This is a genomic window from Carboxydothermus islandicus (assembly GCF_001950325.1).
Taxonomy (GTDB): domain Bacteria; phylum Bacillota; class Z-2901; order Carboxydothermales; family Carboxydothermaceae; genus Carboxydothermus; species Carboxydothermus islandicus.
This window is the reverse complement of the sequence record NZ_BDJL01000017.1, coordinates 71,001-89,936: the sequence shown is the minus strand read 5'-3', so window position 1 is coordinate 89,936 and position 18,936 is coordinate 71,001. Positions and strand designations below refer to the sequence as shown.

Genomic DNA, 18,936 nt, shown 5'->3' with positions numbered 1-18,936 from the left:
GTAACGCCATTCTCCTTTTCTTAAGTTTTCAAAAAAACAAGGTCTGCAAAAAATTATAACTTATCTTTTCTTAGACTAACACTTTTGGATTAAGAGTCAATATTTAAATTAAAATATTGAGTTTTCTAGGACTTTTCGCTTGCAAAGCGAACAGTTTTTTTAAACATTTGTAGAACCAGCCAAACGTTTCGGCCCTTCCAAGCGTCCCCTTCCAGTACTATGGCCATGGCATATTCATAGGTGGTGGGGCCGCTGGAATCGGCCATACTTAGCTTATTACCAATGGCGTCATAAATGTAGGTAGTCTTCTTACAATCATAATATGTTATTTCTTTTAACCTGTTAAGTTCATTATAGAGCTAAGTGTTTGTCTTAACGTCGCTCGCGGTTTCACTGGTCATATTGTCGTAGGCATTGGATTTTATGAATTTTAAAAAAGCAAAAAGCGCAATTGATCCTTGAGGAATCAACTACGCTTAAAAAATTTATTAAATGTATGTTGAAAAAATCCTCCCAACTTTGTCAGTTAAAATCCTGCACCCCTTGAAAAATGGGCATTTTTGTCCCTAAAGATGCGCAAATTGTACCTACATTTTCGCAAAAAAGATTTAGGCAAGTTCATTTAAAAAGTTTTAAAAATATGTTATGATTTTCTTGAAAACACCATAATTTTAGGTGGTGATTTTATGTCTGTTGACTATGTTAAAATTGAAGGCCGTTTAGACCAGATAACTAATATGCTTACCGAATTAATTCGCATTGTAGAAAACAACAATGCCGCCATTGAAGAATTAAGAAGTGACATGAAAGAATTAAGACAGGATGTAGATTTAAAAAGCGATGTTGCAGTGCTTAAAAACGACGTTGCAGTGTTTAAAAGCGACGTTGCAGTGCTTAAAAGCGATGTTACTATCTTAAAAAAGGATATGCAGGAAGTAAAAGAAACTCTTAAAGAACATACCGAAAAGTTGGACTATGCCCTGTTTAAGCTTGCAAACCACGATGCCGATATTTTCAATCTTAAAAGAATAAAGCCTTAAATTATTACAAAAGACCTGCAAAGCGCAGGTCTTTTTTGCTGTCATTTTGGTGGAGGCGGGGCGTACCGTACGAAAACCACAGTTCCGACCTTTGTGTTAAGAAAACGTAATTAAATTTTACTTGTATTTTTCCACTTTGAGCATTTTTGCGTGTTTAGGGAAATAAAATGGCACCAAAAACTTTTGGTTTCAGCTGGTAGAAATAGACGTATTAAGATGCTTTATCTAAACCAGTATTAGTATATAAAGCTACGCATATGCTTTTTATCTTTTTTCTATTTAACATATAATAGTAATTAAATTCTTTTAAACCTTTAATACGATCGTCGCGTTTTATTTCATTTACAACTTCTTGTAATAATTTTCTATATTTTAGCGGAGCTATGACATACACTGTATCAATGCCAGCATCTAAATTTATCTTTATTCTTCTAGGATAAGGTTTTTTCCCATAAAGGTTGTAAGTTTCTTGGTTTGCAATTAATACAACAGCTACTTTTATATAGCCTTTATTAAAACAAAGATTTGTATAATTACCTGGTTCCTTTGTAGCAATTTCATAAAGATAATTGATAAATTCTTGTGTTTCTTTTTTTATGTTTTCATCCGGTACGCTTGGATACAGTTTTTTCCCAAGTTCAATAAATTCCCGCAGTACCACTTGTGTTAACATTCCACTTTCATCTAAATCTTTTATTTTAAAAAATGTTTCTTTTAGTTCATCATCGTTAAGCAACGGTTTTAAAAATTCTTCATCAAAGTAATCTAAAGAATCTGAAAATCTTGAAATAAGAATTTTTCTGGTAATTGCAAGGTCGGTTGCTCGTGATACATTTTTATGTATATATTTCTTAGCTTTTGGCATAATTCCCTTTTCTACATATTCTGTTAATGCAACAACAACATTTTTTGCTTGATTATCGTATTTATACATTCTCAAAATTATTTGATTTTCTTTAAGAAATGTTTCTTTATTTTCTTCTTTAACCCATTGTATTTTTAAATCATATGGAGCAATATCTTTAAGTTCTCGATTTAATTCCTTAGTAAAAGATAAAATTGTCCCCCGTATATGTTTTGAAACAGCAGCTTTCTCAAAAGTTTTGCTCATAAACCTAAAATACCCGTAAATTTTAGATACTACTAATTCAATCCTTTCAATATGAAAAAAAATTAAATAAAGTAATACAAAAATTATACCCCAAGGCAAATAAAATAGAATAGATAACCAGGGTATGTTACTCATTAATTATAACTTCCCCCCAATTAATTACTTTTCTGTAACATTCTAACTTTGAACAACAAACTTTAATTTTCCCCTCTTCAGGATACACACATTGAAAATTTTCTAAAGTTATAGTAGTATTACATTTGGCACAACGCATTTTACCTTTCCTTATTTTCTTTAATAAGCCTAATGAATCTAAAAATTGTTCTAAATCATCATCATGAACTGCTTTTATCACGCCTTTCTTCAATAAAATCCCCCTTTCATGTCCTTTCTTAAAAGTTTTCGACATAAATCTTCCTATCAATTCCAATATTATCATAACATATCATTCCTTTCCACATTTTTTATTAATACTATATTATGCCCGTCATTTAGTCCTAATAATCAAAAATCCCCCGGCCTCAACCGGGGGTTTTCAGTGCCAAATCTAATTCGCAGTCCGGGCATATCCCCTCGCCGTCCCACAGGCTTTCGCAGATGGGGCACGGATCAGAGGCTTTTAAATGCATCAAGGGGAAAATTGCGTCCGGGGCAGGCGGTAATTGTTGCTCCAGGTACTATTTTGACTACTTCCTTATGGCCAAGCGTCTGAGGTTTATTTAAAATCTTATATTTTAACCATCGCACTAACTGCTTTCCTGCTGTAATTTGTTCTGGAGTTGGTTCTTCTTCCTCAAAGTTTCCATTAAAACATATTCCAATACTCTGTAAATTCAATCCTTTTGCCTGGGCACCCGCAGCTATTGTGTTAGTTTCAACAATAGTTTCTATATTTAGAGCACGGCCAGCAGTAATCGTTCCATCCGGGTCAACTAAGAAATGATATCCAAAACCTGACCAGCCTTTTCTTTTGTGTTCTGCGTCAATCTGCTTCCATGTTAAAGGTTTAGTAGACGCTGAATGGTGAATTACAATATACTTTATATCTGCCTTTTTAATCGGTGTTCCTTTCACTTTTTTAGGAGCAGGCTTAATAATTGGGGTTAATATCGTATTTGCTGGAAGTTTGGCCTGTTGCTGCTTTAATGCTTGCTGATATGCTTGCTTTAAAAGCCCATACGTTACCGGCCCGACAATGCCATCTATTTTGACTTGTTTCACCCTCTGAAATGCTTTCACTGCATTTTCGGTATTGGAACCAAATACGCCATCTACCTTATCTTTAAGGTAGCCAAGTTGCTTCAACATCTTTTGCACTTCTACAACCTGGCTACCTTTATCCCCGCGCTTAATTAACATTTTTCTCACCTTCTTTAAGCTTCAGGATTGCCTCTTTAAGTGCTCCAGGAACCGGCACTCCACACTTACCAAGGTTTTCAATTACGCTTAGTCCCTCATTTGACACGTAAAAAAGAACCACGAGGGACCGGAATACCTCGTTGGTACCGGTCATTTTGTCCAGGGAGGTGGCAATTGCTACGACGGCAAAGATGAGAAGTTTCTTTAGTATGCCTTTTGCTCCAACTTCGCTGGAAAGTCTTTTCTCGAACCAAGCTGCCACAACCCCTGTAATGTAATCTGTCACCACAAAGAGCACCAGTACCTGTAGCAATTTATCCCACCCCCCTAATAATGTAACGAGTACCGTTCCAAGCGCGGCAAAAACGTACCTGCCGTAGTCTAGGGCATAATCGAGCTTCATGATAATATCCCCCTTTCGGTAATTTAAACTTTACAAATTAATTTTTTGGATGGTATTTTTTAGCTAAGGAGGTGATTAAATGAAAAAATGGGTTGCTTTATTTCTTGCCGCAGCTATTTTACTAACAACCACCGCCCCGGTATTTGCCGCAGTTCGTGTAAGAGGATATTTCCGCAGTAATGGCACTTATGTCCAGCCACATTATCGCAGCTACTCCGACGGCTACCGCTATAACAACTGGAGCTCTTGGGGCAATTACAACCCCTACACCGGCAAAAAAGGTTACAAAAGATGGTAAAACCCCCTAAGTGGGGGTTTTACTGTTGAATGAAATAGTGGTAACATGGTCATATTTGCGATTATTGTCCATTTCTGCGCCTCCTTCCTGCAACAAAAAAAGGGCAGCGTGGCTACCCTTGGTTTGCAAAAGCTCTAACTAAAAATCTAACCAAAATAATATCAAATGTTCTTTTAAATTCTACTGCGTAGCTCCTATTTGTTTTAGTAATTCATTTACAACTTCCGTAGCTATCTGCTCCGCTTCTTCTTTGGTCATTAGCTGGAAGCCTACAACGTTTGGCTTAAACGGCTGTTCAATGTAAATGTTTCTTTCATTATCAATAATACGATAACCAAAACCACCTTCAATCTCAAAAATCTCGATTTGCACTATCACGCACCTCCTATCTCATCCATGGTTGCCATGAGTCAAGTGAAACTGAAACAACCGGTACAAGAGGCATCCGCCAGAAATCAGTAGAGATGTTACCTCGAAAAGCATAGATAAATCCAGTGGTTACAGGGCCTACATAGGTAAGAGCACCACCAACACTAACACCAGCAGGTACCAAAGATGACATTATTGTCCAAGCATTAGCCTTAATAGAGTAGCGCCAGAAATCGATATAGCCTCCACCTCGAAAAGCGTAAATGTAATCACCGCCAGTGTAGACAAGTGCACCGCCAGCACTGACGCCAGCAGGTGCAGAAGCCATTGCCGTCCACGAGTTACCACTAATGGAGTAACGCCAAAAGTCGGTGCTGGAGTTGCCTCGAAAGGCGTAAATGAAATCCCCTCCAGTATAGACAAGAGCACCACCTACCTCAACACCAGCAGGCGTAGAAGCCATCCAAGTCCAAGTATTAGCACTAATAGAGTAACGAGCGAATCCATTATTATAGCCACCAAAGAAAGCATAGATATAATCACCACCAGTGTAGACAAGTGCACCGCCAGCACTGACGCCAGCAGGTGCAGAAGCCATCTTTACCCAAGTATTATTGCTGATAGAGTAACGGTAGAAGTCAGCAGAACCAGTACCAGTAAAACGGTCATAACCTCGAAAAGCGTAAATGTAATCACCGCCAGTGTAGACAAGTGCACCGCCAGCACCAACCTCGGCAGGTATAGCTGCCATTATTGCCCAAGTATTAGCGCTAATAGAATAACGGTAAAAACTGGTAGTAAAACCACCCCGAAAAGCATAGATGTAATCGCCACCAGTATAGACAAGAGCGCCACCAGAGTCAATAGTAGCAGGCGTAGCAGCTCTTGCTGTAAAAGTCCCCTCTACCAGAACTTCAAATATTGGAGGCACCCTCCACAAACTTTGCGCTGCCTCGATTTTCATCGGTCGTCTGCGTCCACTCATTAGACTACTCTCTCCTCTCCAGAAATGGTAACAGTTATAGCAGATGCCGCAGACGCGAAACCCGATAGAACGCCACCTGCATTTAGGACAATGGAGCATGGCCAGTAAATTGTCTCGTTGGCCTTTACTGTCAATGAAGAGGCAATCCGGCACGTTACATTCGCTGCTGCACCACCCCTCCGGACGTGTATAGTAATGGTACGGTCAGTGGTGGTGGTATTGCAGAGGATGATTTCTTTTATAACCCACTGCTTACCGGAAGGAACAGTGGCAAACGTAGTTTCAGCAGTTCCTGGTTGGCCTTGGTAAATTTCAATAGGTGTCCACATAATAAATCACTCCCCCTAATATTCCATTATCCAGCGAGTTGCTAAACCATCGGTGTAAGCCAGCGTAGCTGCGCCTATGTCCTCCGGAGAAATGGCGTCCGCACCACCGCTTGCGTGGGTGGATTTATGAGCGGACGGCGTGAATGTGGATGGCTTCCCCTCAATATCATCCCACTTCACCACGCCCCGTTTTTCCCACGCTGTTCCTGTATCCTGGTAGATTATTTTTGTATCCGTAGCGATATAAATCCGCCCTGCTGTTCCCGCGACGGGCTTATTGGCGTCCGGTCCCGCCTCGATGGAGGGAACACCGCCGGAGTTTAAAACCCTGGAAGCAACTTGCTGGTCCGTGTAAGCTTTTGCGTTACTTTCTGCCGCATTAGCTTTTTCCTGAGCTCCAGTCGGGGTTTCAAAAATAAGTGATTCATCTATGACTGCACTAACGCTTGAGGCATTGCCGATGATGGTTATAATATCAATTTGTTTCTCAATGATATCCGCTCCTCCGCCGGCTGGGATGTACTCGGCTAAAGCACCAGCATTACCGTAGCAATATAATATTTCTCCAAGATCCGGATCCTGGGCAAAAACTCCTATTTCACGTAAATAAAAGCCCTGTGTTATGTCCTGATTACTTAGGACAGTACCAACAAGGGCTCTACCACCAGAAAGTGTTTTAATTTTGGAGATGGATAGCGATTTGACTTCGTGTTTAAGTCCAGTAAGGTCCAGAATAGAACTCCCGCCTAATTCCCCATCACCAACTGCTATTCTCGTAAAAGTTAACTGAGCACCAATTTGCACCTTTGCCTGCAAAGCCCGTCCCCTATTTGTAATGATTAGCCCGCCAAATGCAGCCATTTAAACCACCTGCCTCAGTTCTAATCTGTCACCCATATAAACCACGCCAGCAAAATAAAAAGGAACACTATCCGTTATGGTAATTTCAATCTTTTCTAACCACGATCTGGCATTTTTAACAGATTCCAATAGCTTGATGAATTCAAGTGCCTTTTCTTTAGTAACTGCAGCATTATTGGTGACAATTTTAAACTTATATGGTTCCCCTCCATATTCCCACCATTCTACCACCTTACCATCATCAAATAAAGCCATTATTATTTCTTCAACCGCTGCTGGTGTACCCTTTCTCATGTGCCAGATCAATGAATTCTTTAACAGGATCCGCTTTTGCTCTATCGAAAGCCCTGCAACGTAAAAATCCACATGAAACTGCCATGCCAGAAGGTCGACTACCGACTCGGGTAATTCTTCAATTCTGGATAGGAGCAAGCACTGGTCAATAGCAGATGTAACCGCCTGTAATTCCCGGTCCAGTGCTTCAGCGGCGGACCTAACCTTGCTATCCTGAGCAATATTTGGCGGTAAAATATCTATTAACCGAATTTCTCGAATATTAATCATCTTCTAAACCCCCATATTGTACAGAAACAATACCAGCTATAGCTACCTGGGTAGGGGCAATCTGGGTAAATACTGGCGATATAACTTCTACTCTTTTGGCGCCGGCAGCCATTACTCTGGCAATCAATTCTGAAGGATTAATATCCCTGCCTAACCGGGACTTCTGCCATCCTACATAGTCATCTACTGCTTTTGTTACTGCTTCCTGAATGCTTGTCACCATAGACGCATTTTCTAAGGCTACATAATAGGTAAGCTCCACATTATAATTGACCACTTCAGGAGCTAATACTAATACTTGGTCTGTGAGTGGCCTTATTTTCTTGTCATTGCAAATTGCAGCAACGGCATCTAATATTTCTTGGCTCGGAATTTCGCCGTTTTCTAATAAAGGACGAATTTCCACTTGGCCGGGTGCCGGCGAAGTTATAGAAACATCGACAATAGATTGGTGTGCCGTCTTTGCCCAGTACCTGTAACCCTCTTCAGGGCCAGCTACAGAAAAACTTTCTGGAGCGCCTCTTATTCGCTCGCGGTAACTTTCATCATCTTCCTCATCCATTCCGCCAGAACTGGAAGTAATATTTTCTACCTTTTGGATCCACGGCAAAGGATCAACCAGCTTATTAATTTGTCCAACCAGCCAGCCATTGCCTATTGTTCCTGGCGTAGTACACTCTGCCAAAACATCAATTTGAGTAGCCCCGGCTGGAACTGTTGTTGCATCAACCGTTGCAAAAAATATTTCGCCGTCCGGTGTTACTCTGGTACCAGCAGGGATAACGACCGCTTGTGGTTGAGGTGAGGATAAAATAAAGCGCAACGTGGTTTGTGCTGCTTTTGCCGGCAGTCTTTCAGTTCTTACCAGTGCTCCAATGTGGTCCAGGTAAACCCCTTCTGCGTATGCCAGGAGATTTTGTTTTGCTGCATAATTAATTAAGGCCCTCTGCTGCGCAATAATAGCTGCAATTGCTTGCAAAAATAGTCTTACAGGGTCACCAGGAGCCAGCTTACGTCCCGATAAACTTTCATAAACCGTTATAATATTCTCCTCAATTTCAGTTACGTCGGTTGAAACAAATTCAATTTCTGGTAGATTTTTTAAGCTACTCAACTAACCTCACCCTCACTTTCGGTCGGAGAACACCTTCTTGGGGGTCACCGTCAAAACTTACCTGGGTAACAGTAACTCGTGGTTCCCATTCTTCAATTGCAGTAATTATCTCAGCCGTTAATCTTGCTTGAGCCACTGTCAGCGGTTCATCCAGCCAGCTAATTGCAACACCAAATTCCCGATTTAAAGGTACAGAATACTTAGGAGTGCTGATTATGGTCCGTACATTTTGTAAGATTTCTGCAACTTCAGAAGACGGAGCAAAATCAATTTCTCCAGTTCCAGCCACAACCTCAAATTCTTCCAGAGTGGTTCACCTCCTTAAACATACTCTTCCAGTTCAACTTCAATAACGCTAACAAGAACATTGCCCCGATTATCCACATTACTCCATTTCTCTTTTAACGATTTAACGACCCAAAGTTTGTCACCTAACTTTTTGCCTCCTATCACCAGGGGAACTGCTTTGCCGGACCGTGCCAGTTTAGCTAATCTATCCCGTTCTTTTCTGGGATTAATTCCATAGGACACGTCAAAACGCATAGAAAAGCTGATTGTTTCAAGCTCTGGCCCCAAAAACTCCAATTTCGGCTTTGCAAGGTGTATGTCATGCTTAGCCCACCGGCCCTCTGCACTGCGTTCAAAATCGTCAAATGTACGGATTGTCTTATCCGACACAACAAATACCACATCACCTAAAGCTCCTATCATGTTTCTCACCACCTACAGCGGCGGACCGGTTGGGCCACCCAAATCATTTTCCGGATGAACATGGTTTTTAAGGGAAATCCCATCGGCAATAACGTCCCCAGTAACGTTGATATTACCGGAAGCAACAATATTAATTGGACCTACAGCATTAATGGTTAATGTATGCGACGCCCGGTCATATTCTAATTTCGTCCCGTCCTCAAATAGAATAACCCTTTTATCTTTGCTGCTTGCGGGTAGCTGGTCATCGTCAGAATATATGGAACCGAGAATAAACCCATCAGCATTTCCGGTTGGCAAAAAAATGCAAACTACATACTCTCCTACATCCGGAAGCCAGTAATCTTTATTCCTCAATGTTTGACGCTGAAGGACGGGTAAGTCATGGGAAACAAGGCCCTGTGCCTCAAATAATACCCTGGCAGTTGCTGTATTTGGGTTTACAGAGGATACACGTCCAATTTTGATAAGATTCTTCAAGATATTTTCCATCAATACCCCTCCAATACACGGCGAAGTTCCAGCCGTATCGTATACCCAGGGCCGCTGTGTTCTGCCGTCTCTACGAAATATTTACCGTCAAACTTACCCCAGCCTTTTATCATCACAGTAACTCCAGCAACCAGCCGAATATCACCGAGCATAGTAAGGCTGAACTTTACTTCTTCCTTATTCTGTTGTCTAAGTCGCATTTTTGCCAAATTTATCGCTTCAGCCAAGCTTGAAACCCTTTCATTAATAATAAGCATTTTCCCGGTTTTAGGGCGATTTGGTGGTCTATAAGTATATTTGATAACTTTTTTATTGCGACCTTCATATTCCACCCGGGCCGCCGAGTAAACTTCACGAGTTGCCGATACTCCGTCATATGAAATAACCGGTGATTTGCCCCGAGTAATAGTAGTAATTGGAGCCATTTTTTCATACTTACTTTCGTCAAAAATTACGATTTGTTTGTTAGTAATTTTCAGGGCTAAGCCAGCATCTTCGCATAGCCGGAGTAAAAAAGAAAGATCTGATTCGGCGGTCTGTTCAATGCGGTCATAAGTCGGATTGTAATTCGTATCGTACAATAGCTTTAAACCAGCATTTTTAGCAATATCTTTGGCTATTACAGATAACCTAGTCTTTTCCCATGCTTTAGTTTTATCTTCTCCTCTCAGCGAAGATGATACCGGCACGGAAACCGCCTTGATTGTAACAACATTGGGAGGTCCAGAACATTCTATTTCGTCTACCTCAAACGTGCCTAAGGGAAGTTTCTTCGTCGTTCCTTCTTTCTCCCAGTGCTGCACTATTAAAGACGCCGAAAGAGTAGCCCCCTTCTCCGGCATCCAGGACGCATTCCATATCCCAGCCTTATCTTCGAGGGTTATTTGCAGGTCATCAGCCTTTCCGCTGGCATAATCGGTATATGAAAAACTAAGCAAATAAGGGGAAAGATCGGCGGAAATATCTCTTTTGTTGTATTTTAAATAAAGCTTAGCCCGCCTGGATTCAGCCATTATTCTTCACCACGCTTCCAGGGCGGAAGAGTTGTCGATGTAGGAGTTTCTATCTCAGGAACTTTAAGTTTTACATTGGCACTAAAAAACACCGTTTCCCGGTGTTCTGGATTGGCTTCTATAAGTTTTGTCATATATATTTCGCTACCATAAACTTTTAGAGCAATAATATCCCATGTATCACCCTGAACAGTTATATACTCACGCATAACTCAACCGCCTTTCCTGACGCAGGAAAGCTTTATAACGTCTAGCAAAATCATCTTCAGCGGATTTTGCTGCCCTCCGAACATGCTGCTCTACATCACTACCGCCGTAAATATAATAGACCGGTGCATAAGTGATATTAGGACCGCTCCCCGAAAATACTCCAAGAGCTTCTCCTGCACTCGCCCAGATAGACTTTGCCCTGGCTGACCCATCCAGCGGTACAACTGCTTCCGGTCCCTTTTCAGCAAACCAGGCAATATGAGGCTTAGTAAATATACCACCTTCAGCATGGCCTTTTAGCTTTAGCTTTTCATTAATAAGAGCATTGGTACTTATAGCACTTGTACCTTTTTTCTTCCCAAAATTAACCCGACCAATAGTATCAATGTGTCCAATATTTATACCCGGAATTTTATTTAGCTTATCAATAAAAGAATTTAGTTTAATAATCAAATAGTTAATTTTATCAATCACAAAGTTTATTGCCGAGGCAGCACCAGATTTTAATCCTTCCCAAAGCTTATTCATTATAGCCCGAGCTTTTTCACTTCGCTGATAAAGTAGATACAACCCTGCTGCTAAACCTGCTACCGCAACGACGACTAAACCAATAGGGTTTGCAGATAAAGCTGCGTTTAATAGCCATTGAGCAGCAGTCCAGGCTCTGGTAGCTACATTAATAGCCAAAGTTTTTGCATGATAGAGCGCAAGACGACCTACTGAAAGCAATCCCTTACCCGCATTCATTGCCGCATTCCATAACCACTGTGCTGCTGTCCAGGCTTTGGTAGCTGCTGTAATAGCTAAAGTTTTTGCATGGTATAAAGTTAACCGCCCAACATTTAATAATCCTTGTCCAGCTCTTTTAGCTGCATTCCACGCTCTTTGTGCTATAGTAGCTCCTTCAGTAGCTGTTTTATATTTTATTATCCAAGAATACAAAGTCGCAAATGGGCTAATTATGATACTAATGATATAACCCAACCCCGTTAAAGCAACACTTGCACCGAGGATTGCAGCAGTTCCCAGCACCACATTTCTTGTTAATCCAGGATGCTTCTCCGCGAATCTTTGCACCCATTCTGCACCTTTTGCTAAAAGTTTAGCAATATCATTTACCTTCGGTCTTAAAATTTCACCAATTGATATACTTAGCTTTTGAATCTGGTTCCGGAGTAATTGCAAACTATTTTCGGTAGTCGCGGAACGTGCTTCAAACTCTTTTTGCATGCTGCCGGCATATTTACTGGAATCTCCAACCGCCTTAAAGTTTTTCTTTAATTCATCAAGTCTTGTAAGAAGCGGTGCAATAGCTCCAACACTTTCTTTTCCAAAGAGGTCGGTCAATACGGCTGCCTGTTTATCTTTTGGCAATTTTTTAAGCGCTTCTAAGACTTTCAGTATTGCCCCCTGAGCGTCTTTTTGCATCATTTTAGCCATTGATTTAGCGTTTAATCCAAGCTTTTTATAAGCTTCTGCTTGAGATTTTGTTGCACTTTCACCTGCTACAAGCCCGAGAATCAAATTTTTTATCCCTGTTGCAGCAATTTCTTCTTGGATACCGACTGATACCATTGTGGCCCCCAGAGCAGCAATTTGACCAGCGGCCGCACCGCCAACCTCACCAAGCGGTCCTATCCGGCGTACAACTTCGGAAATTTTAGGTGCTGAGGCAGCAGTTGTATTACCCAGATAGTTTATCTGGTCGGCCAGGGTATTGACCTGCTTTTGGTTCATACCAAACGCTGTTCGCCACTCGGCCATCATCTGCCCGGCTTCTTCAGCTGTTATATCGAAAGCTACCCCCATTTTGGCAGCACTCTCTGCAAAACTAAGTAGTTCATTCCGAGCAATCCCCGCCTGACCTCCAGCTGCAACAATCTGAGCCAGATCCTTTGCGGCCATAGGTATTCTGGTTGAAAGGTTTAATATATCTTTCCCCATCTGTTTAAATTGCTGAGGTGTTTCAAAGTCGACTACTTTCCTTACATCAGCCATTGCCGATTCGAACTCAATAGCTGCTTTCACCGGTGCGCCAAGAGTAATCCCAGTTTCAACCGCTCCAAGCAAGTTACCACGCATCTTATCCCGAAAATTACTTATTTTCTCCTGAATTTTAGCTGCTTTTTCGGTCCTCTGAATTTGGTCAGATAGCTTGGAAGATGCCTTTTGCAGCTGAGCTGATAGTTTTGCATAAGCCGCTGCATATTCTTCAGCGGTAATTTTACCGGCCTTTTGAGCCCTTTCAAGTTCTCGTAGATCTGCATTAAAAGAAGCTACTTGCTGACTTAACTTCTGAAGTCTGCTTCCAGCTGAAGTAAATGTACCACTAAACGAGGAATTTATTTTCCCTGCAAGTTGAAAAACAAATTCAAACATCCGAGCCATGTTTTAATCCCTCTCTTTGCCGGGCACCACTTCCACTATTGCCTCAAGCCAATCAATTAACTCTAAAACAGGCATACTCAACCAAAAAGAAATAGGAGTATAAGTTTTTGCAGCCATGATAATAACAGTTTTCATTAAAGTCTTACGAATATCGCATCCGGTTAAATCTGCTCTAATAAAAAATTCTGTACCGATAATGTAACATTAGTAAAATCCTTTGCCGGCAATGCAAGTATCATATCTACAGGAACTTTTGCAGCTTTAGCCGCTATCACTGCTAAATACGTCTTGGATAGCTCTAAAACAGGAGAATTATCTCCTAAGGCACGGGCCTGATTTGAAGCATTAATTAAATCCTGTCCTGTTAGCGACTCAAAATCCAGAATTATTTCAGTATATTCCTTTCCTTCAAAAACGCATGGCTTGGAAAAAATTATCTTCCCCATCGTCTTAAAACCCCTTTCGTAGTATAATTTTGGATAGGGAGGGATTTTCATGAATATTTTCGCTTTAATTTCTGATATCATCTATTACGTTGCAACAATTTTATTTGTTTTGTTTGTTTCTGGAGTTGTATTGGCTTTTTCGAGTATTTTTGGTTTCTTGTTGGGTGCTTTTCTACAAAGTATTATCGGCAAATGGGCGTTTTGGCCTGGTTTTGTTCTTGGCGTAATAATTTTTATCATTTATTTGTATGAAAATTTCTTTGGCGACAATAAACCAACAAGATCACCATCTCCATTTGCAATATACCGCCGTATAAAATTTGCAAAACGTTACTTTAGCCAAAAGTAATAATGATAATATAAGGCCCACCTGTTTAAGAAGGCGGGCCTTATTTGTCTTAGCTTAATCCTAACGCTTGGCGTACCTGCTGCAAATAATCAACCCCATTAACCTTGCAGATATAATTAAATTTATCAATCTCCAAAACTTCTGCCCCGTCTACAACTACCTTTAAATAAACCACTTCAAACTCATTAGAAGCGTCACCTGCTGCACCTACTTCGAGTTTCCCAAGTTCCGTTTTCTTGGGGATGCCTCTAACTGTAACTTTTAAGGGTTGTACTTTATATTCACCCGAACCAGCATCATAAATTTGTGTTGCCCCACGAAAATCTAAATTATGAGCACGCGGCGCTGCAAGATGAACAGTAGGCTTCACAACAGTTCGCCAGTTAACCTTGCAGGACATATTACCAAAATGTCCGAGGACCGGACTTTCTACTTCACCAGCAATCCCTGCGCCCTTAATCGTCTCGGTCATGGCATCAATTGATGGCAGCTCTACGTCGGCTATACCAAGTAAGTCAATGCCATCCTCATAAACACGAAAATTTATTAATTTTTCCGGAACTTGATTCAAGTGTTACACCCCCTTTAAGCGGCAAACAATGCCTTAAGGTATTCTGGGTCATACTCAACAACGAAGTCAATCTCCCTGGCCGGCGACGGCGGAGTGACATACACATGGAAGCGAATAATGCCATCCAATAGATCCGTTTCCGGGTTTTCCTCAGGGATAAATTCCACCCGGCCGCCAAGGATATAACCCCTTGCCGCAAGACCGTTAAACCAGATGTTAGCCGAGTCAACTATTGTTTCCACCAACCGCCTGTTAATCGGAAAATCTACTTTTTGCCAGAAAGTAAGCACCAGAGTATTGGCTATCCAGTCGAACATCCGGCGAATAGGTAGGAATGCATCTTTCGGATCTGTTACTGCTGGATAGGCCCCGGTCCGGTTACCCCAGGCCTTCCAACCGCCAATAAAGTTCAAAGCAGTAATTATGCCTTGACCATTCAGGTATGCAGCCTGATCCGGCCCCAATGTTATCTCCGTACCATCCGCCAATACCGCCCCATTAGCCTGCAAAGACTTATTCGAAGGGCTGGCATACGGAATATCATCGTTTTCTGCATCTGTCCGGCATATTACCCCGGCCAACTGAGTGGAAAGATGATATTTCTCCTCGCCAAGCTTCACCTTAGGCCAGCAGACAACCTGGCGAGAAGAAGTATAATTGTTATCATTTTTCCAGGCCGCAACATCCGTGTAGTTCTTTACAGTGTCTGTTGGTACATCAGTTAGCGCAATACATTTAAAGTGCCCATTAATATTGCTGGCCTTGGCTACCATTACCGCAGCCACCGTTGGGTCTTGAGACCATCCTGGGGCCAGGACCATACCGGGTACCAACCGATACATCGGGAAAACCTTGTTCAAGAGTTCCAATCCCTCATAAGCTCCGGTAGCAACGTCCACACCACCTATAATATCCGCTGCTGTAACTGCCGCCGGATTAAGATAGTCATAGTCCACTTTTAATGTAGCGCCAGCCGGCATGGTACCAGTAGTTAACCTATAGATAACCGCCTTTCCGTCGCTATCAAATTCCACCGTATAGTCGGTATTAAGCGTATAGGTAGTAGCACCGTCCTGACTCTTTACTACTACAGAATCCTTAAGTACACCAAAATTAGCAAGTATCGCCTTATTATCTACTAAAGTTACATTTTCAGCAGTTACATGCTGCTTATGAACAGCTGGATCAAGGACGTTAACCAGGACCACCGGTGCAACATTAAATAAAGCAAAATGGGATTTTATAAACTCACACAGAGTATAATTGGCCCAGTCATCACTGTAACCAAATTGTTTTACAGCCTCTTCATAAGTGTAGCAAAGTACAGGTTTGTTTACCGGTGCAGGTTCGGTTGCCAGATTTATTGGTGCGGTACCAAAAACCACCGGTAATCCGGCACTGGTGCGGACCGGCGGAATTACGGATGTCGGTATCTCCGAAACATAAACACCGTGTTTGTAGGTCATCTAACTAGGCACCACCTTTCATTGTAAATTGGAGCACTTCTTGAAAAGCGGAATGCTCCGGTGTTCCCTTGGTTGCAATAGCAGTCTCAACCCTGGCTAAATCTTCTACTGAAACAAATAACCTTTTTACTGCCGGGCATTTTTCAAAAAGCTCGCCAAGATGGGATGGCAAACCGCCTTTATATACTGTGTAGCGTTGCAGAATACCTCCAGGAATATTTGGGCCACAGTAAATTAACCTCTCAGATTTGGGAGCGGATTTAGTATTCTTGCCGCTCATAAATCAACCTCCTCCATTACAGGATGAGCAACCGTCCAAACAGTAGTCATGACCCCGATCCAGTGAGGATACGGCTGTTCTTCAGGAATTTCAAACTTCATTGGATATTCAACTCGAAATTTTCTGGCTATTACCCGCCGCTTAAAAAGTTCTTGCCAGATACGTTGAATCATATTGGCAGCATCACGCCACCCTTGCTGCGAATCCTCTGAATAAGCACCAACAATAATCTTAACGGTAACAGTAGCTCCTTCCTCTTTATCTACTCCCTCGGCCAACCGTACTATTACAAAAGGGAAATCCGGGTCCGGTCCTGAATTTTTTGGCGGCAAATAGCCTGTAACTACCTGGGGCGGTTTTACGTTATTTTGCTGGTTCGTTTCCAGTCTATAATTTTGAACTACTTCTTCAATAAACGCCTTTAACTCATCTATCAAAATAACTGGTGTAATCATTTACCCACGCCCCTTAATATACGGTTTATCTCGTGTTCAAGTCGGCTTTCTAACCGTTCCCTGGCTATTTGTTCAACATATTCTGTTACCGTCTCATGGCCAAGCATCTGGGGAACTGAAGGGCCGTAAAGTTCGGTAATAGGCAAGCGTTCCTTCCCAATGCGCCTGAATACTCCTATATGCCCTGATTGCATTCTTGCCACGAAAGCTCCTTTTATTGGCCCGCCTTCTCCCCTCACTACTCTTGCAATTATTGGTTTTTTACGTCTTTTTGCCGGGGGAGCAGATGGAGTAATTCGAAATTTTGACAGTGCAATTGGACTTCCAGAAGCTCTTATAAGAGCAACTGGATTACTTATCGTTGCTTTTTTTATTTCAATCGTATCTCTTACATCTTTTGCTTTGATGTAATAACGTTCACGTACTTTTTTTATTGCAACAGTCCTCGCTCCTTCGGCAGCTCGATTAAGAGCAGCAGCTACTGCTTTCTCAACTCCTTTAGGAATCCCTTTAAGCAGTAACTCTGCTCTTTTCATTTGTTCAGCGCTAACCGTAATCATGATTCATTCGCTCCCAGTACAATTTCCAAAATGCCTGAAACTTCATTACATTCCACAACGAGGTATAGCTTTCCATCAAGCCGCAGATGCTGCCCAAATACCGGCCGGCTTACAAAATCGCTTGCTTTAACATATACGGTTACTTCTCCTTTGTAAACTCCATCGTAACGCTCATATTTGTTATCGCTTCTGATTTTCAGGATATCGCTATCAACTATTGCCGGTACTTCACGGCCATCTATATCGTGCAATTCGGCAAATTCATTTAAATTAAAAAAATAATCTAAATCCCGTGTTATGAAATCTTTAAACGTCACCATATCACTACTTCCGTTTTTTCTTGGGGCTTTGTTCCTGTTCAGGTTTGCGTTCCTCGTTAACTACTTCCTCCTTAACTTTTTCAGCCGCCCTAAGTGCCACTAATTCTTCCTCTTCTAAAGTATTGAGCCCGGTAATAATACTACCGGGCTCATAAATCATGTTGCCAGCTTTTATCCTCCATAAAGCTTTTAAGGCCATGTTAACCACCGCCTACAGAACCGTAGCAACATAAAGGCTGTCAATGTGCTGCGGCACCGGTAGCGGACGGGAAATCATCTGAACCCAGCGCACCGACGGATCTTTTTCTACCCAGGACCTGGGCACCCGTGGTAAATCAAAAACACCTTCTTCGACGTCAACGTAAGCACCATATAAGAGGTCAAATCTTGCGGAAGTGCTGGCCATAAGTACCGTTTTTTCAGGTACCATCGGCTTTTCGTTGCCATCATCATCAAGGTACCACTCGTCGTAAGTGTAAATATTCACCCCTAACTCTGCAATACGGCCGATATAGGTGGTACCGTTAGGCAAGGTTTGCGGATTAATCTGCCCGGTATCAACCAGTCTTAGATCAAGCAACTGCTGAATTTTGCTGTGGCCAAGAAAAGCATCAAGCACGTCAGAAGCCATAATTAATATATCTGGGCTAAATCCGGAAGCCTTAATAATAGCCTGACGCCAGCGCTTCAAGTCGGCCAAGGGGTCAGAGTTCGGGTCGCTCCACTTTGCGGTTCCGGTAAGAACTTCTTTATTGGTGAGTCCAAAGTCAATTATTTCGTCTACTCCATCTCCGGTAATATGAATTTGCCCGGTAAACAACGCCTGGGCACACATCCACTCTTCCCGCCGGGTAATGATTTCATCTAATTCGGCAAGGTCTCTGCCAAGCTGTTCCGCTGCCCGGTCCTCCGGAGACATGCCGGAATAAAGAGGCTCTCCAGGCAAGCGTTTTAATAATTGCTCAGCAGTTGTCGGCAACTTAGGTGCAAGCATAGGAGCTTTATAGGTATTAGTACGATATCCTTGTCTCTCAACAACTTTCCCGCCTATTTTTGGACTTACAAATGGAGCCATCCGCCTTTTACCTTTAATAATATCAACATCCACATATTCAGTATCAAAGGTTCTTTCGTTTACAAAAAAAGTGCTTTTAAGGAAGGTCCGTACTGGCTGCATTTGCTGGACGGCTTCCAACATTGTACGGGTAGAAAAAAGATCAATAGGCATTTATTATCCCCTCC

The 18,936-nt window shown here is 41.9% G+C and carries 28 protein-coding genes; 3 read left to right on the top strand and 25 right to left on the bottom strand.

Annotation, left to right across the window (positions count from 1 at the left end; all coding sequences use genetic code 11):
• Positions 1-686: 686 nt before the first annotated feature.
• Positions 687-1,040 carry a hypothetical protein gene (locus ciss_RS03965; protein WP_075865009.1) on the top strand — a complete coding sequence of 118 codons (354 nt, stop codon included), beginning with the start codon at positions 687-689 and terminating at the stop codon, positions 1,038-1,040.
• Between the two features lie 211 nt (positions 1,041-1,251).
• Here the strand turns inward: ciss_RS03965 and ciss_RS03960 are convergent, their stop codons facing one another.
• From ciss_RS03960 to ciss_RS03945, 4 genes are all read right to left on the bottom strand, one after another.
• On the bottom strand, positions 1,252-2,286 hold the full coding sequence (locus tag ciss_RS03960) for a hypothetical protein (RefSeq protein WP_075865008.1): 1,035 nt from the start codon (positions 2,284-2,286) through the stop codon (positions 1,252-1,254).
• Complete coding sequence (locus ciss_RS03955; RefSeq protein WP_075865007.1) at positions 2,279-2,518, bottom strand: hypothetical protein; 240 nt, start codon at positions 2,516-2,518, stop codon at positions 2,279-2,281. The genes ciss_RS03960 and ciss_RS03955 overlap by 8 nt, the downstream gene beginning before the upstream one ends.
• Before the next feature lie 242 nt (positions 2,519-2,760).
• Complete coding sequence (locus ciss_RS03950; protein ID WP_075865006.1) at positions 2,761-3,510, bottom strand: peptidoglycan recognition protein family protein; 750 nt, start codon at positions 3,508-3,510, stop codon at positions 2,761-2,763.
• Positions 3,500-3,913, bottom strand: coding sequence for a phage holin family protein (locus ciss_RS03945; RefSeq protein ID WP_075865005.1), 414 nt, complete (start codon positions 3,911-3,913; stop codon positions 3,500-3,502). The genes ciss_RS03950 and ciss_RS03945 overlap by 11 nt, the downstream gene beginning before the upstream one ends.
• A gap of 79 nt (positions 3,914-3,992) precedes the next feature.
• Between ciss_RS03945 and ciss_RS03940 the strand changes: the two genes are divergently transcribed.
• Positions 3,993-4,211 carry a hypothetical protein gene (locus ciss_RS03940; protein ID WP_075865004.1) on the top strand — a complete coding sequence of 73 codons (219 nt, stop codon included), beginning with the start codon at positions 3,993-3,995 and terminating at the stop codon, positions 4,209-4,211.
• 180 nt (positions 4,212-4,391) lie between these two features.
• On the opposite strand, the gene ciss_RS03935 is transcribed toward ciss_RS03940, so the two are convergent.
• The 13 genes from ciss_RS03935 to ciss_RS03875 form a co-directional block, all read right to left on the bottom strand.
• Positions 4,392-4,583, bottom strand: coding sequence for a DUF4907 domain-containing protein (locus ciss_RS03935; RefSeq protein ID WP_075865003.1), 192 nt, complete (start codon positions 4,581-4,583; stop codon positions 4,392-4,394).
• A 13-nt stretch (positions 4,584-4,596) separates the two neighbouring features.
• Positions 4,597-5,565, bottom strand: a complete 969-nt coding sequence (locus ciss_RS03930; protein ID WP_075865002.1) for a Kelch repeat-containing protein — start codon at positions 5,563-5,565, stop codon at positions 4,597-4,599.
• Positions 5,566-5,909: 344 nt separating this feature from the next.
• Entirely contained in the window at positions 5,910-6,755 is an 846-nt protein-coding gene (locus ciss_RS13455; RefSeq protein WP_075865000.1) for a phage tail-collar fiber domain-containing protein, read from the bottom strand.
• The gene (locus ciss_RS03915; RefSeq protein WP_075864999.1) at positions 6,756-7,319 is read right to left on the bottom strand and encodes a phage tail protein I; all 564 of its coding nucleotides are present in this window, start codon (positions 7,317-7,319) and stop codon (positions 6,756-6,758) included.
• Positions 7,312-8,433: a baseplate assembly protein gene (locus ciss_RS03910; RefSeq protein ID WP_075864998.1), complete on the bottom strand. Its 1,122-nt coding sequence runs from the start codon at positions 8,431-8,433 to the stop codon at positions 7,312-7,314. The genes ciss_RS03915 and ciss_RS03910 overlap by 8 nt, the downstream gene beginning before the upstream one ends.
• A complete protein-coding gene (locus ciss_RS03905) occupies positions 8,426-8,722 on the bottom strand; it encodes a GPW/gp25 family protein (RefSeq protein ID WP_088775855.1) in 297 nt (98 codons plus the stop codon). The genes ciss_RS03910 and ciss_RS03905 overlap by 8 nt, the downstream gene beginning before the upstream one ends.
• Positions 8,723-8,754: 32 nt before the next feature.
• Entirely contained in the window at positions 8,755-9,144 is a 390-nt protein-coding gene (locus tag ciss_RS03900; protein WP_075864996.1) for a phage tail protein, read from the bottom strand.
• Between the two features lie 12 nt (positions 9,145-9,156).
• Entirely contained in the window at positions 9,157-9,636 is a 480-nt protein-coding gene (locus ciss_RS03895) for a phage baseplate assembly protein V (RefSeq protein WP_075864995.1), read from the bottom strand.
• The gene (locus ciss_RS03890) at positions 9,636-10,649 is read right to left on the bottom strand and encodes a phage late control D family protein (protein ID WP_075864994.1); all 1,014 of its coding nucleotides are present in this window, start codon (positions 10,647-10,649) and stop codon (positions 9,636-9,638) included. Before ciss_RS03890 ends, ciss_RS03895 begins: the two co-directional genes overlap by 1 nt.
• Positions 10,649-10,858 (bottom strand): tail protein X, encoded by a 210-nt coding sequence (locus ciss_RS03885; protein ID WP_075864993.1) that lies wholly within the window; start codon positions 10,856-10,858, stop codon positions 10,649-10,651. Before ciss_RS03885 ends, ciss_RS03890 begins: the two co-directional genes overlap by 1 nt.
• The gene (locus ciss_RS03880) at positions 10,851-13,247 is read right to left on the bottom strand and encodes a phage tail tape measure protein (RefSeq protein ID WP_075864992.1); all 2,397 of its coding nucleotides are present in this window, start codon (positions 13,245-13,247) and stop codon (positions 10,851-10,853) included. Before ciss_RS03880 ends, ciss_RS03885 begins: the two co-directional genes overlap by 8 nt.
• 3 nt (positions 13,248-13,250) lie before the next feature.
• Positions 13,251-13,382: a hypothetical protein gene (locus ciss_RS13665; protein WP_268874193.1), complete on the bottom strand. Its 132-nt coding sequence runs from the start codon at positions 13,380-13,382 to the stop codon at positions 13,251-13,253.
• A gap of 26 nt (positions 13,383-13,408) precedes the next feature.
• Positions 13,409-13,693: a phage tail assembly protein gene (locus ciss_RS03875; protein ID WP_075864991.1), complete on the bottom strand. Its 285-nt coding sequence runs from the start codon at positions 13,691-13,693 to the stop codon at positions 13,409-13,411.
• 49 nt (positions 13,694-13,742) lie between these two features.
• On the opposite strand from ciss_RS03875, the gene ciss_RS03870 reads away from it, so the two are divergent.
• Positions 13,743-14,042, top strand: a complete 300-nt coding sequence (locus ciss_RS03870; protein ID WP_075864990.1) for a hypothetical protein — start codon at positions 13,743-13,745, stop codon at positions 14,040-14,042.
• 49 nt (positions 14,043-14,091) lie between these two features.
• On the opposite strand, the gene ciss_RS03865 is transcribed toward ciss_RS03870, so the two are convergent.
• Genes ciss_RS03865 through ciss_RS03830 form a run of 8 tightly spaced genes read right to left on the bottom strand, consistent with a single transcriptional unit; the run spans position 14,092 to position 18,922 of the window.
• Positions 14,092-14,613, bottom strand: coding sequence for a phage major tail tube protein (locus ciss_RS03865; RefSeq protein WP_075864989.1), 522 nt, complete (start codon positions 14,611-14,613; stop codon positions 14,092-14,094).
• A 14-nt stretch (positions 14,614-14,627) separates the two neighbouring features.
• Positions 14,628-16,079, bottom strand: coding sequence for a phage tail sheath family protein (locus ciss_RS03860; protein WP_075864988.1), 1,452 nt, complete (start codon positions 16,077-16,079; stop codon positions 14,628-14,630).
• Positions 16,080-16,083: 4 nt separating this feature from the next.
• Complete coding sequence (locus ciss_RS03855) at positions 16,084-16,359, bottom strand: hypothetical protein (protein WP_075864987.1); 276 nt, start codon at positions 16,357-16,359, stop codon at positions 16,084-16,086.
• Positions 16,356-16,814 carry a hypothetical protein gene (locus tag ciss_RS03850; RefSeq protein ID WP_075864986.1) on the bottom strand — a complete coding sequence of 153 codons (459 nt, stop codon included), beginning with the start codon at positions 16,812-16,814 and terminating at the stop codon, positions 16,356-16,358. The genes ciss_RS03855 and ciss_RS03850 overlap by 4 nt, the downstream gene beginning before the upstream one ends.
• The gene (locus tag ciss_RS03845) at positions 16,811-17,374 is read right to left on the bottom strand and encodes a phage tail protein (RefSeq protein ID WP_075864985.1); all 564 of its coding nucleotides are present in this window, start codon (positions 17,372-17,374) and stop codon (positions 16,811-16,813) included. The genes ciss_RS03850 and ciss_RS03845 overlap by 4 nt, the downstream gene beginning before the upstream one ends.
• Complete coding sequence (locus ciss_RS03840) at positions 17,371-17,694, bottom strand: hypothetical protein (protein WP_077177425.1); 324 nt, start codon at positions 17,692-17,694, stop codon at positions 17,371-17,373. Before ciss_RS03840 ends, ciss_RS03845 begins: the two co-directional genes overlap by 4 nt.
• A gap of 4 nt (positions 17,695-17,698) precedes the next feature.
• Complete coding sequence (locus ciss_RS03835) at positions 17,699-17,893, bottom strand: hypothetical protein (RefSeq protein ID WP_075864984.1); 195 nt, start codon at positions 17,891-17,893, stop codon at positions 17,699-17,701.
• 12 nt (positions 17,894-17,905) lie between these two features.
• Positions 17,906-18,922 (bottom strand): major capsid protein, encoded by a 1,017-nt coding sequence (locus tag ciss_RS03830; RefSeq protein WP_077177424.1) that lies wholly within the window; start codon positions 18,920-18,922, stop codon positions 17,906-17,908.
• Positions 18,923-18,936: the final 14 nt, after the last annotated feature.

Excerpts from the sequence above, each read along its gene's own strand:
- ciss_RS03875 (WP_075864991.1), bottom strand. The coding sequence starts at position 13,693 with ATGGGGAAGATAATTTTTTCCAAGCCATGCGTTTTTGAAGGAAAGGAA.
- ciss_RS03945 (WP_075865005.1), bottom strand. The coding sequence starts at position 3,913 with ATGAAGCTCGATTATGCCCTAGACTACGGCAGGTACGTTTTTGCCGCG.
- ciss_RS13665 (WP_268874193.1), bottom strand. The coding sequence starts at position 13,382 with ATGAAAACTGTTATTATCATGGCTGCAAAAACTTATACTCCTATTTCT.
- ciss_RS03900 (WP_075864996.1), bottom strand. The coding sequence starts at position 9,144 with ATGATAGGAGCTTTAGGTGATGTGGTATTTGTTGTGTCGGATAAGACA.
- ciss_RS03960 (WP_075865008.1), bottom strand. The coding sequence starts at position 2,286 with ATGAGTAACATACCCTGGTTATCTATTCTATTTTATTTGCCTTGGGGT.
- ciss_RS03895 (WP_075864995.1), bottom strand. The coding sequence starts at position 9,636 with ATGGAAAATATCTTGAAGAATCTTATCAAAATTGGACGTGTATCCTCT.
- ciss_RS03840 (WP_077177425.1), bottom strand. The coding sequence starts at position 17,694 with ATGGTGACGTTTAAAGATTTCATAACACGGGATTTAGATTATTTTTTT.
- ciss_RS03965 (WP_075865009.1), top strand. The coding sequence starts at position 687 with ATGTCTGTTGACTATGTTAAAATTGAAGGCCGTTTAGACCAGATAACT.
- ciss_RS03870 (WP_075864990.1), top strand. The coding sequence starts at position 13,743 with ATGAATATTTTCGCTTTAATTTCTGATATCATCTATTACGTTGCAACA.
- ciss_RS03830 (WP_077177424.1), bottom strand. The coding sequence starts at position 18,922 with ATGCCTATTGATCTTTTTTCTACCCGTACAATGTTGGAAGCCGTCCAG.
- ciss_RS03845 (WP_075864985.1), bottom strand. The coding sequence starts at position 17,374 with ATGATTACGGTTAGCGCTGAACAAATGAAAAGAGCAGAGTTACTGCTT.
- ciss_RS03915 (WP_075864999.1), bottom strand. The coding sequence starts at position 7,319 with ATGATTAATATTCGAGAAATTCGGTTAATAGATATTTTACCGCCAAAT.
- ciss_RS03880 (WP_075864992.1), bottom strand. The coding sequence starts at position 13,247 with ATGGCTCGGATGTTTGAATTTGTTTTTCAACTTGCAGGGAAAATAAAT.
- ciss_RS03855 (WP_075864987.1), bottom strand. The coding sequence starts at position 16,359 with ATGAGCGGCAAGAATACTAAATCCGCTCCCAAATCTGAGAGGTTAATT.
- ciss_RS03950 (WP_075865006.1), bottom strand. The coding sequence starts at position 3,510 with ATGTTAATTAAGCGCGGGGATAAAGGTAGCCAGGTTGTAGAAGTGCAA.
- ciss_RS13455 (WP_075865000.1), bottom strand. The coding sequence starts at position 6,755 with ATGGCTGCATTTGGCGGGCTAATCATTACAAATAGGGGACGGGCTTTG.
- ciss_RS03885 (WP_075864993.1), bottom strand. The coding sequence starts at position 10,858 with ATGCGTGAGTATATAACTGTTCAGGGTGATACATGGGATATTATTGCT.
- ciss_RS03940 (WP_075865004.1), top strand. The coding sequence starts at position 3,993 with ATGAAAAAATGGGTTGCTTTATTTCTTGCCGCAGCTATTTTACTAACA.
- ciss_RS03850 (WP_075864986.1), bottom strand. The coding sequence starts at position 16,814 with ATGATTACACCAGTTATTTTGATAGATGAGTTAAAGGCGTTTATTGAA.
- ciss_RS03835 (WP_075864984.1), bottom strand. The coding sequence starts at position 17,893 with ATGGCCTTAAAAGCTTTATGGAGGATAAAAGCTGGCAACATGATTTAT.
- ciss_RS03860 (WP_075864988.1), bottom strand. The coding sequence starts at position 16,079 with ATGACCTACAAACACGGTGTTTATGTTTCGGAGATACCGACATCCGTA.
- ciss_RS03930 (WP_075865002.1), bottom strand. The coding sequence starts at position 5,565 with ATGAGTGGACGCAGACGACCGATGAAAATCGAGGCAGCGCAAAGTTTG.
- ciss_RS03890 (WP_075864994.1), bottom strand. The coding sequence starts at position 10,649 with ATGGCTGAATCCAGGCGGGCTAAGCTTTATTTAAAATACAACAAAAGA.